This is a genomic window from Flavobacterium jumunjinense (assembly GCF_021650975.2).
Taxonomy (GTDB): Bacteria; Bacteroidota; Bacteroidia; order Flavobacteriales; family Flavobacteriaceae; genus Flavobacterium; species Flavobacterium jumunjinense.
Genome location: NZ_CP091285.1, coordinates 2,334,993 through 2,351,405, shown reverse-complemented (window position 1 = coordinate 2,351,405; position 16,413 = coordinate 2,334,993). Strand labels below are relative to the sequence as shown.

Genomic DNA, 16,413 nt, shown 5'->3' with positions numbered 1-16,413 from the left:
ACTTAAAATAATAATTTAAAAATAAAGAAATATGCCACCAGCAGCAAGATTAACAGATTTTCACCAATGTCCGATGCAAACTCCAGCCGTTCCTGTACCCATCCCTCATGTAGGTGGACCAATAATAGGCCCTGGAGAACCAACCGTTTTAATATGCAAACTACCCGCAGCAAGAGTTGGAGATATGCTTGTATGTGTTGGCCCTCCAGACTCGATTGTTAAAGGCTCATCAACGGTAATGATTGGTGGAATGCCTGCTGCAAGAATGGGAGATTCAACTGCCCACGGGGGTAGTATTGTATTAGGTGCTTTAAACGTAATGATAGGTGGATAATAATCATAGTAAAGAAGAGAATCATTTTTTAGGATCTGGCTGGGCATTTCCTGTTACTTTTTCTGCTGGCAACCATCAATTAGGTTTAACTGGATATGAACAAAATGTAAATGAAGCCATCAATATTATTCTTCTTACAAACACAGGTGAGAGAAGTTTAAACCCAAGATTTGGTTCTGGACTTCAGCAGTTTTTCTTTAGAAGAATGGACGAGACATTAAAAGGAGAAATTACAGATGTGGTTAAGTTTTCTTTAATGCATAATGAACCTCGAATTACTGTTTTAGAAATAATAGTTGTTTACGCGGATATCTCGTCTGGGCTAATAGAAATTCGAATTGTATATCTCTTTAATCAAACCAATACTAGACATAATTATGTTTTTCCTTTTTACATAAAAGAAGGTACAAATTTAGGAAGTAGATAAATGAGTAAATTGAATCAAAATACTATTTTAAACGCGACAGAAAACGCACTGATTCCATCGTCAAATTTGATAGATGGAAGAACTGATCGTGACTGGTTGAGTTTTATTGCCGATTTTGCTTCGCTTATTAACTTCTACGACACTTCAAATCAAATTAATGGAAGCTGGTTGCCTTTTTTATTAAAAGATCCTGTAATTATTTTAGCTTCTATTTCAAAGACAAATATTACTAAAAAACAATCCACATTTGTTCATTCCTGTTTGCATATCGATGCTTTATTTCAAGAAGAACCTGAGAATAAAAACATAGGAACTCTAATTAGTGCCCTTTTCGATCAACTATTTCAATTATTTATAAAACTGGAACGTTGGATACATTATTTATTACAATCAGACCAAGAGTTTAGTTTAAAGAAATACATCCTTTATCAAGTAGAACATATCTATAGTTCACAACTATGGGCTTTATTATCACTACGTAGACAATTGATTTTAAATAATATTGTAGAAAAAGTAGAAAGCTTTGAATCTACTATTTTTCAAAGTGCAGATACAAAGATTTGGAAAACAAACAAAGACAAGAAACCCTATTGGGAAATTCTTAACTTAAACCCTTCTTCTTTACACAATAAAATTCCCGATTTTATTACTGCAATAAAAAAATTTGGCGATCAGTTTTTTAACTTTTTCATCACTATCATTCAACATGCTACTATAGCCTTTGAAGCATTAAAAACAAAAACAAGTCATTTTCCAGATACTGTTTTAGTTCGAACTTTCATTAAGCTATTAATGCATCATCGCAATCAATTGAATGAAGTTTCGCAAAAGCATTTGGACTTTTACTATAATGATATTCTTCTACAGAATATAAGAAATGCACTTCCAGATAGTGTTTTTATCGCTATTATATTAAGTAAAAAAAATGCTGCTTTTCTTTTACAAAAAGGAACACTGTTTGATGCAGGTGTAGATAGTCAAAAAAAGCCCATCATCTTTTCTTGCAATGAAAATGTGTCTTTAAACCCTACAACAGTTGTCAGCACAAAAACAATCACAGTTGTAAAAACAACAGATACTAGATTACTATTGCAAAAAAATGCTTCTCCATCTGTTCTTAAGAAAAGTGAATCTGGAAAAACACAAGGTTGGCCTATTTTCGGAAACGAGCTTTCCCCTATTGCTTCAACACTTCCATTAGGTTTTGCTTTAGCAACTCCATTATTGTACTTAAAAGAAGGAGAAAGAACAATTCAAATAATTATGACCTTTAATGAGAAAGGTGCAATCGATTTTTTACACAATGCTACTTATTCCCTTAGTACACAAAATGAATGGCTCGTTGTTCCTGTTACAATAAATGAATTAGAAGAGAATAATCTATCAATACTATTAAATATAACATTAGATACTTCTCAACCAGCAATAGAAGCTTTTTTAAAAAATCCTGATGGTTATGATGCTTTATGGCCTTTGCTTAAAATTGAGTTAAACACTCTAAACAATAGCACTACTATTCCAATTTTACGTACTGTTCAATTTGATGTATCTGTACAAAACATTTCGTCGCTTCAATTGTATAATGATTTTGGCGCTTTAGATGCTAAAAAACCATTTGAATTGTTTGGACCAACTCCTTCAATAAATAATAGTTTCATTTTAGGTAGCAATGAAATTTTTAGCAAACCTTTCAATTCCTTTCAAATAGATTTGACTTGGGATACTTTGCCAAAAAGTTTTCAAAACTATTATCAAGAATATAATACTTACTTATCTAAGCTAACAGAAAACCCTACTCAAAATCAATTGACTGTTAATGACTCTAAATCGAAAGGGCTTCTACATAAGATTGAAAAAATCATTAAAGGCGGTGTACAATTAATAAAAAATATTATAAAAAAAGGACTAGACACGATTATAGAATTATTAAAAGAAATAGTACAATTATTAAAAGATATTTTAGGAATAACTACTCCTAATGCTACAATTCCTTTTAATAATGTTTGTTTTACAATTGACTTTGAGTTATTGAATAATGCTTCATGGACAGCATTTGATATGACAAAACAAGAAGTTAAAACTACGGAAGAAGGTACAACAACTCTTGTGCCCTATACTGTAAATGAATATTGTGTTCCAGAAGCTGAAAACACTTCTAATTTGTTATTCAGTACTACCAGTGAAACAAAGCAATGTGAATTAACTAATAAAAGTTTTTTTAATTATTCTGCTGCCACAACACCTTCAAAATCGGTAGCTGTCTCCAACCAAGACACGTCACAAACAACAGATATTGAATTTGTAGCAATAGATACAAATGCAGCAATACCAAAAAGCAATGTAAATCCAAACATTCAAAATACGCCTTTAATTTATTCAGAAGAAAGTACCTCTGGCTTTTTAAAAATGGCTTTATCTGGCCCAGCTCCTTATGGTTTTGGGTCTCAATTATATCCTGAAATTGTAGCTAGTATTGCGTTACAAAATGCGCTTCTAATTTCAAAAAACCCAAAAATAGATCCGAAAAAATTACTTGCGACTGCAAAACTTCCTTTTGCTCCTAAGTTAAAAAAAATAACAGCCAATTATAGTGCCTCTCAATTATATGATGTTACTAAAGCAAACGATTTCCCATTGCAGTGTTTCGCCTATACTCCTTTTGTAAACTATTTAACCTATGATTCCTCATGTGCTGTTGCTGTGGAAAATTATAATGTTGGAGATCAAAATAACACAGGTGCAAAAAAAAACATTGGAGTTCCACTACTTTCTTCATTACATGACTACAAAGGCTTTTTATATATTGAATTAGCAAACGTTATTGCTCCAAATAAAATTAATTTCTATGTAGAATTAGGTAGAAAAGAAGGCAACCTACCAACAAATACAAAACCCGATTATTATTATCTAAGTACTTCGGGTTGGCAACTTCTTCCTTTGCTTTCAGATACTACAAATAATTTAAGTTGCTCTGGCATTCTTACTTTTAATTTCCCAGAAGACATCAGTAATCAGACGGGTATAATGGATAGTGAAAACTATTGGATTTGTGTAGCTACTAAAAATGAAGTTTCTAATTATCCAGACATTACTTTTCTAACTACAAATGGTGTTTTAGTAACTCGTTCTGGAAGCGAATATTTATCTGACACTACCAAACCACAAATTGAAGCTACAACTATTAGCAAACCTCATACAGCCATTCCTGAAATTGCAAGTATTCAACAACCCTTTCCTTCTTTTGGAGGAAAAGCAATGGAAACGAATGATATTAAAAACAAACGAATTAGTAATCGATTAAAAACTAAAGATAGAAATGTTAGCTCTTCTGATTTTTATAGCACCATTCAACAAGAATTTAATGATATCTACTATTCTAAATCGGTTTATGCTACTAATAAAATTCAAATTTACGTAGTAAAAAAACACAGTAGTAGTAACGATTATAGTGCTTTTGCACCTATGGTTTCCACATGTTTGGAAAAAAAAATGCAACAATACTTGAGTGAACGAAGCGCTGCCTTCACTCCTATTCTTGTTTCCAACTTTGCTTTCTTATATGTTACTGTAAACGCTACAATATCACTTTTAGAAGGCTACGAACTTGAAGGAATAAAAAAAATAATTGAAAATGATTTAAATCTATTTTTATCGCCATGGATTACTACAAATAGTGCACAAATTGCAATAGATGAAGAGCTTACTACTACTCAAGTTATTGATTTCATAAAGACAATAGAAGGTGTTAGTAATGTTGAAAATGTAATTCTAAATGCGACTAGACTATTTCAAAATGGATTTGAAATTACATGTACAAACATGAATACTATAAATTTAAATGAAAATCCAGAATTATTAATCGTTTCAAGCTTAAATCATGATATAAAATGAAAGAGATTAATTACATAATAGATGAACCACTTCCAATTACTCAGGATTTTAAATCTTTGAAACAAGAAGGACTCGCACATATACAAGAAGTAAGTGGTAATGAATGGACCAATTTAAATTCAAGCGATCCAGGAGTTACCATATTAGATCAACTATGCTATGCCTTAACGGAATTAGGCTATTGTAATGATTTCTCTATAAATGATATTTTAACGAATGCTGATGACAAACTTATCATTAAAGATCAGTTTTATTTACCTAAAGAAATTCTAACAACCGCACCAGTTACAATCAACGATTATATTAAATATATTGTAGACGAAGTAGATGAGGTTGAAAATGTTATTATAGTTCCAAAACAGAGTTCTCTATCTTATAGCAAAGGTACTTATAGTGTTTATCTATCTACAAAGCCTATAATTACTAACTCGATTGCAATTGCAACTATCTGCCAAACCGTCTTTTATCGTTTAAACAAACGAAGAAACATTGGTGAGTTATTTTTGATGCCTTTACAACTTGAAAAAGTTATTTATACAGTAAGCGGAATACTTCAATTAAATAATGAAGCCGAAAAAAACACAACATTAGCAAGCATACAGAATAAAATTCGAAACTATATTTTTCCAAAAGCTATTCAGGAGGAAGACAATCAATTACTTTTAGAAGGAGAAAATTCAGATACGTTATATAATGGCCCTGAAATGAGACATGGCTGGATTAGTAACGAAAATCTCGGTAAAAAGAAAAATACAATTACCACAAATAATCTTATCACACTACTATTAACTGTTGAAAACGTTTTCAATGTTCAAAATTTAAAAATAAACAATACTGAAAATAACGACACCGCTACAGCAACACTAACTCAAATAATCTCTTTTGATTTGAGTCAATTAGAGATTACATATACCAATACAAAAAACGATAACGAAGAAAACAAAATACAGTCATTAGATTTATCGTTTGATGATAGTATTGATAGCCAAACTAGCTTGCCTACAGGGACATTTAGAGACATTAATTCTTATTATTCTATCCAAAATACTTTTCCAGACATCTATGCTGTGGGTGCAAATGCAATCAACTCGAATGCGTCGGATTTTCAGATAGCACAATCTCGTCAACTAAAAGGTTATCTTACTTTATTTGATCAAATACTAGCCAATCAATTTTCGCAGTTAGCGAATGTTCCGCAACTCTTTTCCTTTAAAAATGGAATAACGGGTACACCTTCAGAATTACAAAAATTTTATGCAACTAAAACACCCAATGAGAAAATACATCTTGAATATCCTGTTCCCTTTTTGTGCTTTGCACCAACCTATTTTTATCAGCCATTATATTCCATTCCTAATATAAAGCCACTGCTTAAAAATAATAATGCTTTCAATTTTAGTTTAGAAACCAGAACTAAAAATGTAGCAGAAGAAATGAGCTGGAAAAAATTTAAAGAAGACCCTTATAATGCTTATATAAAAGGTCTACAAGATTTAATTGAAGATGAAAGCATCAATTTGAAGCGAAGAAATGAAATGCTCGATCATTTATTAGCAAGACATGGAGAATCACCATTACTCATAAATTCAATTATTGAAGGTTCTATTTATACAGGAAACAGTTCTAAAGATAAAATCATTATTAAAAGTTTATACTTACAGAACCTAGGTTTGCTTTCCTATTATAGATACCAAGGATATAATTATTTGGGGGCAAAAAAGATTGAAAACTTAAAAAAAGACATTCCATTAAATCTGGAGCAACTATTAATTGATGTTTCTTCTGTGCGCTTTTATTTAGAACCTGAAGACAATTTTAATATTCCTAAAAATGAAAAATTTGAAAATGATTTCATTTTTAACACCAATAAAGTGGATCAAATAGAAAAAACCAGAAAACAAGACTTTATAAACTATGCAGCTTTAGAACTAAAAACTACTATTTTACTGAGTTTAAAAACACCTTATATTAATCATTTAGAATGCGTTCTTTCAACGATAGATGAAAACGAATGTACACAATGCAAAAATACTTCTCAAGAAAATGCAAAATGCAAAACATGCATTAATCAATTAGAACAAATACACCAATGTCTTTGGTTTTTAAAAGAACGAAAAGGATTTATTTGCATAGAAAATTGTTTGCTTTACCCAACAGCTAATAGCATAATCATAACACAATCTACTTTAGAAGGTCCTTATTATACAATAGAGGATTCATTAAATTATCCTGAAACTATATCATTATATATGCTATTAGAAAATCCAACAGAGACTACTATTAATGCCAAAACGGAAATAGATTTAAGCAGTACTCAAACATCAATCGTTATTAATGATACTATTTCCTATAATTTATCAGCAACAGCATTTAATGATGAAAGTGCAAATTGGACAAAAATAACTTGTAATGAGGTAGATTATTTTATTACAATGTATCAAAAAAAGATCTCAGAAAATAATGACACTACAAAAACTATCACATTAATTTTTCCAGATTACATTTCCTATTTTACCAACGACTATTTTAAAAACAGACTCGAATTATTACTTGAAAATACCCTACCTATAGATGTTACTTATAACTATCAATTCGCAAGTCAGAAAACATTATGCGATTTAATTCCTGCCTACATCAATTGGCATAACGACATTACATTCAATAATTTAGCCTATAAAAAAACAACTGAAACAGCAAATGCATTAATCAACATTTTAACCAATAGCTAAAGAAAAAGTATGGCAAGTACTGTAAATCATATCATATCTAAATTTAAATGGGAGAATTCTTTTAATCAAAAAGAAAACGCTACCGAATTGCAACAACGTATTAGCCGCTGGAGCAATACAAAAATGCAAAAAGAAATCAATTCCATTTTTGATGAGATATGTCCTGCTAGCCAAACTTGGTGTATTCAATCATTAACATTAGACTTAGGCACTATTGATTATGATACTTTAGAAGAAGATTTATCTCAAAAACTCTTTCATCAATTAAGCGATACATTAATTGAACTTATCCTAAACGCAGAAAAAGGAAGTGATGGTATTGAAATTTTAAATACGGATACTTCCCAAATAAATAGACTTAGTCATTACTTAATGACAGGAACAATGCCTTGGAATTATAAAGACGCCGATTATTCTATACATGAAATGATGACATGGCAATTCAAAAACAACAAAGAAGCAATAATTACAATGCTTCAAGAAGTAGGTAAAACCGATGAAAAGGTGAGACAAAGAATGGCATGGCAACTACAAGAATCTATAATAATAAAAATTATTGAAGGCTTAGAAACCAGTAATCACAATCAAATTATTAAATTTTCTAAAGAATTAACAAAAATACAACAACATCAAATACTTGTACCAGCCAATGAAAACGACTTTAAACGAAACCTTTGGTTTTGGATAGTAAACTATTTGTTTACCGATAGAGGAACTATATTCAATAAGGTTACATTTATGAAAAGTAGTATTCAGCAAATGGCAAATCATTATAATGTAGCTTATTCTGAATTACTAAACATGATTGAATTAGCGATACAGCAGATTCATGTGACGGCCAGTACAAAAGCCGATTTCATTCTAATATTAAATCTTTTAACCAAAGAAAACGAACTCTTTAAAGCGAAAAAAACGAGCGAAACAATACTTCAGGAAAACGACCATTGGAAAAATCTAACAGCGTTAATTCATTCTGTTTCACTTCGAAAAGACAACATAAAAAAAAGAGAGTTTAACGAATTAGTAATTGCACTTTCAAAAGAAAACAAAAATAGATTTCGCGATTTGTTTTCCTCTTTAGGTAGTGCCAATCATTTTTGGAATCCTGTTGTTCAAGATTTACAAAATGAAGCCCTTGAACATATTTTTCATGCGGTTTTACCCGTACAATCAAAAATGCTCATAGAGAGTATTTATTTTATTGAAAAGCTTTACAAAGAAATGAATGTAAAGTTAAACAGTTCTTCATTATGGGAAATAGGAATTCAATTTCTAATTCATTATAAAAATTCTCCTTTCGATAACAAAACATTCTTAACCTTCACAATTACTGCATTAAGTAAAAAAGACAATGAACTTAAACAAAACATATTAGAAAAACTAAGCAATAGTAATGTTCCTGCTTCTTCAAAAACAATAGCTACTTTAGAAATATATACCAACTTAACCGCTATTTTAAAAGATGAAGTTCACGAAAAAAACAGTCCATTTAACAATCTCAATTTTATTGAATTAATAGATGAATTACGATATCAAATAGAAACGAATCAAACCAACTCAACAACATCGATACGCGTTCAAAATTCAATTCTAAATCACATTCATCATCATACAGAAAGAACTTTTTATGCGCTATTAAACTATAAAAATAAGTCGTCTCTAAAGTTGTTATTCCCTTACATTTTAAATAAAAAAATGGATGCCTTGTTTATTAAAAAAACAAAGAATACAAAAATAGCACTACTAAAAACCTTTAAAAGTGCTATTAAAGATTTAAACAAGAGCCCTAATTTTAGAAAATTAAATCTTACCATATATCACAGTATTTATAATCTAGGCATTAAAATTATGCTATTGCATCCTGAATATACCGCTATTCAATTTATAGAAGCACTTTTAGAAAACCTGTTTGCATTAGCAACTACTAACCAAAAAACACAATTTAATGAATTTGTATCAGCGATTTTCCAACACGAAAAAATACTAAACATTCCTTCCTCTACAACCTATCTTGAAAAAATAAAAACCAGACTACTACATACTCAACCAAAAACTATTCGTAAAGACAAGAACATTACTGCTCCTATAATAACTGAGCCTGTAACTATTCTGTTAAACGGACAAACAATATCTGTCCTAAAACTATATGAATGGATCGAGAAAATCATTCAAAGCGAAACTTTAAGTACTACAGAGAACAACCACAAATTTAAATTAAACGATTTATTGCAAGCAGCTCTTGAAATTAATCCTCAAGAAATACAAAGAATACTTTCGAATTGTAGCCTAACCGACAGTCGAATAAAAATAATAAAAGAGGATTTCGATTGGCATTTTTTCAGTTTATGGATTTCGAATAATAGAAATACAAATTTGTATGAAGCTATGGAAACACTTAGGTCTTTTTATGAATTCATAAGCCATTTCATAACGATAAAAGACACCTCAACCATTGAATTCGAGTTTTGGAAAACAACTTGGAAAGTTATTCAACAAAATGAAAATAGCACATCTATAGTCAAATCATTTATAACACATTGGATGGATGTAATTATAAAGGAAAAAGCATTAAACTCCAGTGAAATAATAGCCACTATAAACACAAACGCACTAAAAATTAATCCCACTCTAGAAAAAATTTTAATTGCATATAATACTCCGTTATTGAGTTCTTTAAGAACACCTTTAAAAAATAGTAATGAAGATATTAAACACTGTCAGAAACAAGGACAAATAGAAGCACTATTTATTTCTTTAATTACAGAAAGAAAAGTTCCCAAATGGTTCCATACTACCGAAAAAATATCGGCAGTCGATTTGTTTCATGAAGCATTAGAACAAAACCCAACTTCTTTTATTGTGGTCTATAAACAAAATAAAATTCCACAACTGCAAAAACAACAATTGCATAATTGGATCGATTTTAGAAAAACAATAACCATTATTAAAAACAATACTAAAAACACACAACAACTACATAGTATAGAACGATTGTATAACGCTTTTGCACAACTTATTATAAAAGGAATTACAGCAAAAGAAATACAAACTCTTTTATTTAGAAAAACAATCTTGGCTTGGACAGAAAATAACTGGTCTTTACTAACTATTGATACTATTTGGCAAGAATTACTATGGGAATTATGCCAGAAAAAAAACATTCCTACAAAAGAAATAATTAATGCCTTTAGCAAAATAAAATATAGCCTTCCTCCTGCTTTACATGTTAGTTTAAATCAATTAATAAAATCGGAGACTAAAGCTTCAACAGAGACTAAAAATACAAAATTAAAAACACAAAAAAACGTACTATTAAATACACTTTCATCTCAAAAAAGCGCAAGTGCAATACCCATTAAAAATGCAGGCATTGTACTATTAAACAATTACGTCGAAATGTTAATGGATAGATTAGGACTACTAGAAGACAACCAATTCAAAAACAAGAGTTCTCAGCTAAATGCAGTACACTATTTACAATATGTTATTACGGGATTAACAAAAACAGATGAAGCCTTATTACCATTAAACAAAGTACTCTGTGGTCTATCAATTACAACTCCCATTATGGATAGTATCTCCATAACAGAAGAGGAAGTTAAATTAATTAACGGACTTATAAATGCTGCCATTTCACATTGGCCCTCTGTTGGAGATACCTCTTTATTGGGTTTTAGAGGCAACTGGCTCGTTAGAGATGGTTTACTTATTGAAAAAGAAGACCGTTGGGAACTAACCGTTGAAAAAAGAGTCTATGATTTATTACTTCATAAATCTCCATTTTCATTCTCTATTATCAAATATCCTTGGATGGAAAAACCAATACATGTAAGCTGGCCTTATTAATAGAATTAAGAATACTAACAAATAATATAAACATTAAAATTAAATAATTATGAGTTCCTACAATGAAAATCTAAATGCGAGTGTTGTCGCATCCTTGCAAGCCCAAGAATTAAAATTAAACAACACACAAACATTGCTCAATGCAAATATGTTCACACTTTATTATGCTGAAGATGCAAAAATAACCGCACAAGAAAAATTAGAGCAAACAGAAAAAAGCTATTCAGAGCAAGAAATAGTTAATGAAGAAGCAGTTGCAAACAATAATATAGCAACAAATCTATTAGCAACAGCCAATCAAGAAAAAGAAATTAATTTACAATCTGTTTCTAATACTGCTGTTGCAGCTGCAAATGTTCAAATTGCAACTAATTCGATTACAAAATTAGCTAGCGATATGGGTAGTATTGTTAGTATTTTAAATGCAGCCGATTATGGAAGTCAAATTTATGATCAGGCCATTGCTGTTAACCAATTAATGAATGACACTGCCTATAATGCAGAAGTAACTTCGCAATGGGCAATGGATGCATCTTCCCATACTGCCGAAATTACCGCAGGCACAGTCGCAGAGATTGCTACAAAAACAGCCACATCAATTACCGATTTATTGACTGTTTTGAAAAGTCAATTAGACGCTACTACCTCATTACAAATAACTGAAAATGCTGCTTTAGCTAGTGCTGCTACAGCTCAGAAAAAAGCAGAAGGAGAACTAATCGATAGTAAAGTAGATTATAATGCTGCAAATGCATCTTATATTGCAAGTAATAAAGAATTAAATTTAAACTTACAGGTTACAAACAAAAGTAACAGTGGTTTTACGGTACAATTTAGTCCCTATTTAAATCCGTTTAATAATAATAGTACAGAAGCTAATTCTCCATACAATATTAGCCCTGTAGAAAGCTATTATGTTTTTGTAGTGAAAGAAAGTGAAGAATCTACTTTTTCTTTATCCATTGCTGAAGGATTAATAGACAATGAAAAAATAGCAATTCCTATTAGTAATCAATCTAAACCGCAATTGGAAATTGATAGAGTTAATTATTTAGATATTAATGGATCTAAAATAATATTAGGAGAAAATTATGTAGTTTTTGTTATGGTTCAGTTTACATTAAACTATAAAAAATCGTTAAATAATTTTGAAGATTTTTTAACTGCTGGGTCTTCTTCTTTTATTTTAACCAATAAATTAAATAGTCCAACAAGTGGAGCTATTACAATGTCAACAAGTGATGTTCCAACATTAACGTTTAATGTTACAGGAAACAACAGTTACCCAGTAGCGTACAGATGTATGTTTTTACCCGATAATTCTGAATTAATAAATGCTCAATTTTCAACAAGCAATCAATTACCTCTAGAAGAACAAATTATAAAAGAGATAAAGATTGAAATAGAAAATCACGAAACAAACAATCAGAATTTTGATGAAGATTTAGAAAGCTTATCTGCCGAATTAAACAGTTTAATTGAAAGTCAACAAAAGATGAATGACGAAATTAAAACTCCAGAAACTGATGCAGATGGGACACCTGTTCCAACAAAAGCGAATGCAGATCAAAATAAGCAATTAGATAAGATTACTAAAAAAATAAATGCACTACAAGCTCAAATTCAAGAACTAACAGCTAATAAAAATTCTTCTTCAAATAATGAAGATGCAACACTAAGTAGTCAAAATAAAACACCAAACCCTGGTTTCTATTTCAATCAACTAATTGCCGAAAATGTTACCGATGGAAATTACACCTCACCTAATAGTAATCAAATAACATCAGATAGCACAACAACAACTGTAACACTTCCATTACTAGAAAACACAACCGATAATTTTGGAAACCCACTAATTGAAGGAAACAGTTATGTCCCTGTTATTTTATCTGTAGCAACAGGTTCTATTAGCATTGTCAAACAATATTCAAATTCACTTTCAGATTTCCGAAGTACAGCAACATTTAAATATAGTTCAAAAAGTACAACAGCAACAACTAATCAATAAAAAATAGAAAATATGAACACAATAACGATAAACGTACCCAAATATGGGGTTACTGAAAATAAAAAAAGAAAATTAGATTCATTAACATTACAAGTATTAAACGCAACAGACGAAGTATCTCAACTGGAAGCTATTGTAAATTCTTTAACTGACAAATTAGCCACTTATAAAGGTTTTTTAACACAAGCCGACGCAAACAAAACGCAAGCGGAGAATAATGTCACCTTAATGAATACGGTTGTTAATAATGCAACTAATTTAAAAAGTAATTCAGAAATAGCTTTAGAAGAGGTAATTCGTGCTAATAGTAAAACTAAAAAAGTAGCACAAAAAACAACTACGGTTATCAATAAGCTTATTTATACCGCAGATATGATTAATAAATTGGCAGGTTTAATTACTCGAAAAAAAGCACAAAACCCACTCATTTCAGATCAGTTAATAACAATGGTTACCAATGCAGGAACCAATGCAAACAATGCGGTAGCACTAACGCTAGTAGCACTAAACACTACCTACACAGCGCAATCTACTAATAAGGAAACACAATCTACAGCTACTTTAGAGTTTTTACAATCACAAAAACTTCTTTGTAAATTAACGGATGATAGAAAAACAAATAGCCCAAATTCATCCTTAAAAACACTATTAGAAAATGCTTATGAAACAGCTGTCGTTGAATTCAATAAAACACAAAAAGCGTATAATGAAACCTTAAAACAATTGAATTTAAAAACAGCCGATTTAAACAAAGCGCAAATCAATTTAAGCTCATTACAATCTGGTTTAGCGGCTGCAAATGCGGCTGCATTAGCTTCATAATAAAAGGTAGAAATTAATTTTTAGTCACAGTTTCTAATAATAGAATAACTGTGACTAAAAATACTAACCTTCCTTAAAAAAGAAAAACAATGAATAGTCTTTACAAAAAGTTTTATAGTAACTTCTATAGTAGAACCAATGGTTATATTCCTTCCAAACCATTAAATAAAACCTTATTCCCTGGCGATTTTTTCCATATTATCAATGGAGAAATGATCGTGCTTGGCAATATTTTTAGTGGTAACATTATAGATCCAAAAAATGTAGCTTTTGAACATCATATTAAATTACACCCAAATTCATGGCAATTTAATAATGGCGTTACAAAGCCTTATTCTGGAAGAGGAACAGGAAATAATGCTATAGATGGCGTTTTCGAATATAGTAAACAAATACTAGCTTTTGAAACAAATGGTAGCTTCTTTTTTACAAGTAATAATCCAGAAGCCGTTAAAATAAAAAATTGGAGCGAAATACAAGATGAACTTATTATTAAGCTAACTCAAACTCATTTTTCTTTTAGAGAACTCTATTTAATAACCGAAACAGCAAGTACTTCCGATTGGACACTCGCTATTTCTAGCTCTAGTCATGGGGAATTAGAAGTTGCAATTGAATCAGACAATTTTGGACTTGTTGATGTTTTTGGACACGCCAATTCAAAAACAATACAATCTAAAGATATTGAATATTATAACCGAGAATCGGAGCGAAAGCCTAGTTTTTTTAAAGCAAAAAAATTAGTCGAACAAAATGAAACATTGCCCGTTTTTATAGATAAGCTAATTTATCAACGTGCTCAACTAAACATCTGGGGGAAAAACTTTTATAAATATAACCTCAACTACAATCAAGATCATGAAGTTGCACAATTAAATAATGCGCAACTAAGCATTTTAGATCTTTTACCTGGCAATCAACTCAATCCGAACACAGCATTACTCTATTTCAAATGGGCAGATGCAACGTTAGACGATATTGAAAAACTTTTTGTTAACTATGGAAGCTAAAACAAACATAACTGTTCTTCACGAAGAATTGAATTGGCTTGAAAAAGTAATTCAACAAGTAATTTGTAGCTATTTATTGCAAGAAGGACATGAAAACGATTGGCATACTATTCCGTTACCCGATGTAACAGCAGAAAATGCACCCTATGCTACATTGGTAAACGAATGGCAACTCAATCGCTATGAACGTTTAGCGCTTGCACTTTCTTTGGCACCACATCTCAGACCCGAAATCTTAGACATTTTCTTTGGCAAAAATGCAATATATGACAGAGGATTTACCGAGTTTGGAGGTGTTATTGATAAAGGTCATAGCGGGTTCATTCCCACAGGACAAACATTAGCTTTCCTTATTACAGCCACTCATCAAGAACTAAGAAATGAAGTGCTTAACATTTTTAGTAAAGAAAACAAACTCATTAAAGAAGATGTACTACAATTAGCCGATACCGACAATTTTATCCCAAAATTAAACGGAATCCTTAGTTTGCATCACAATTGGTATCATTATTTCGTTACCAATGAAAAAATCAGTATTGCACAAAGCGCTTCCTTCCCTGCTCAAAAAATAACGAGTAACCTAAACTGGGAAGATGTTGTGCTAGATACTATTGTTATGGAGCAAGTCAATGAAATACTAATTTGGTTAGAACATGGAAATACTTTGTTAAACGAATGGGGTTTAGATCGTAAAATCAAACCAGGTTATCGTGCTTTGTTTTATGGTCCTCCTGGTACTGGAAAATCATTAACGGCTACCCTACTTGGAAAAGCAACAAACAAGGAAGTATATCGAATTGATTTATCTATGATTGTGTCTAAATACATAGGAGAAACCGAGAAAAATTTATCTAAAGTATTTGATATTGCTCGAGACAAAGAATGGATTTTGTTTTTTGATGAAGCCGATGCCTTATTTGGCAAACGAACTGCTGCCAATTCTTCTAATGACCGACATGCCAACCAGCAAACCGCACATTTATTGCAACTTATTGAAGATTTCCCTGGTGTGGTTATTCTGGCTTCCAATTTAAGAGCCAATATGGACGAAGCTTTTACACGTAGATTTCAAGCGATTATCCATTTCAATATGCCTTCTCCTGATGAACGTTATCAATTGTGGCAAAATGCTTTTTCTGGCACTTGCACATTAGCAGAAGAAATTGATGTTTACCAAATAGCAGAAGACTATGAATTAGCAGGTGGTTCCATTATTAATGTATTGCGATATTGTGCATTATCAGCCATTGGCAGGAATGATTCTGTTGTATCAAAACAAGAAATATTAAAAGGGATAAAACGAGAATTTAGCAAAGAAAACAAAACCATACTCCTAAAAAATTAAA

At 30.9% G+C, this 16,413-nt stretch carries 9 protein-coding genes; all 9 read left to right on the top strand.

The genetic code is table 11. The features are described 5' to 3' along the window. Positions 1-31 precede the first annotated feature (31 nt). The 9 genes from L2Z92_RS10185 (at position 32) to L2Z92_RS10145 (ending at position 16,412) form a co-directional block, all read left to right on the top strand. Positions 32-334: a PAAR domain-containing protein gene (locus tag L2Z92_RS10185; RefSeq protein ID WP_236452728.1), complete on the top strand. Its 303-nt coding sequence runs from the start codon at positions 32-34 to the stop codon at positions 332-334. Next, complete coding sequence (locus tag L2Z92_RS10180) at positions 327-761, top strand: GPW/gp25 family protein (protein WP_236452726.1); 435 nt, start codon at positions 327-329, stop codon at positions 759-761. Before L2Z92_RS10185 ends, L2Z92_RS10180 begins: the two co-directional genes overlap by 8 nt. Further along, on the top strand, positions 762-4,652 hold the full coding sequence (locus L2Z92_RS10175) for a hypothetical protein (protein WP_236452724.1): 3,891 nt from the start codon (positions 762-764) through the stop codon (positions 4,650-4,652). Then, a complete protein-coding gene (locus L2Z92_RS10170) occupies positions 4,649-7,381 on the top strand; it encodes a hypothetical protein (RefSeq protein ID WP_236452722.1) in 2,733 nt (910 codons plus the stop codon). Before L2Z92_RS10175 ends, L2Z92_RS10170 begins: the two co-directional genes overlap by 4 nt. A gap of 9 nt (positions 7,382-7,390) precedes the next feature. Next, positions 7,391-11,227 carry a contractile injection system tape measure protein gene (locus tag L2Z92_RS10165; RefSeq protein WP_236452721.1) on the top strand — a complete coding sequence of 1,279 codons (3,837 nt, stop codon included), beginning with the start codon at positions 7,391-7,393 and terminating at the stop codon, positions 11,225-11,227. A gap of 49 nt (positions 11,228-11,276) precedes the next feature. Continuing rightward, entirely contained in the window at positions 11,277-13,235 is a 1,959-nt protein-coding gene (locus tag L2Z92_RS10160; RefSeq protein ID WP_236452719.1) for a hypothetical protein, read from the top strand. 12 nt (positions 13,236-13,247) lie between these two features. Continuing rightward, on the top strand, positions 13,248-14,057 hold the full coding sequence (locus L2Z92_RS10155) for a hypothetical protein (protein ID WP_236452717.1): 810 nt from the start codon (positions 13,248-13,250) through the stop codon (positions 14,055-14,057). An 89-nt stretch (positions 14,058-14,146) separates the two neighbouring features. Further along, positions 14,147-15,067 carry a hypothetical protein gene (locus L2Z92_RS10150; RefSeq protein WP_236452714.1) on the top strand — a complete coding sequence of 307 codons (921 nt, stop codon included), beginning with the start codon at positions 14,147-14,149 and terminating at the stop codon, positions 15,065-15,067. Then, entirely contained in the window at positions 15,057-16,412 is a 1,356-nt protein-coding gene (locus L2Z92_RS10145; protein WP_236458815.1) for an ATP-binding protein, read from the top strand. The genes L2Z92_RS10150 and L2Z92_RS10145 overlap by 11 nt, the downstream gene beginning before the upstream one ends. The last annotated feature ends 1 nt before the right edge of the window (position 16,413 follow it).

Bases quoted from the DNA above. Each gene is read 5' to 3' on its own strand.
- L2Z92_RS10185 (WP_236452728.1), top strand. From the start codon at position 32: ATGCCACCAGCAGCAAGATTAACAGATTTTCACCAATGTCCGATGCAA.
- L2Z92_RS10175 (WP_236452724.1), top strand. From the start codon at position 762: ATGAGTAAATTGAATCAAAATACTATTTTAAACGCGACAGAAAACGCA.
- L2Z92_RS10170 (WP_236452722.1), top strand. From the start codon at position 4,649: ATGAAAGAGATTAATTACATAATAGATGAACCACTTCCAATTACTCAG.
- L2Z92_RS10165 (WP_236452721.1), top strand. From the start codon at position 7,391: ATGGCAAGTACTGTAAATCATATCATATCTAAATTTAAATGGGAGAAT.
- L2Z92_RS10160 (WP_236452719.1), top strand. From the start codon at position 11,277: ATGAGTTCCTACAATGAAAATCTAAATGCGAGTGTTGTCGCATCCTTG.
- L2Z92_RS10155 (WP_236452717.1), top strand. From the start codon at position 13,248: ATGAACACAATAACGATAAACGTACCCAAATATGGGGTTACTGAAAAT.
- L2Z92_RS10150 (WP_236452714.1), top strand. From the start codon at position 14,147: ATGAATAGTCTTTACAAAAAGTTTTATAGTAACTTCTATAGTAGAACC.
- L2Z92_RS10145 (WP_236458815.1), top strand. From the start codon at position 15,057: ATGGAAGCTAAAACAAACATAACTGTTCTTCACGAAGAATTGAATTGG.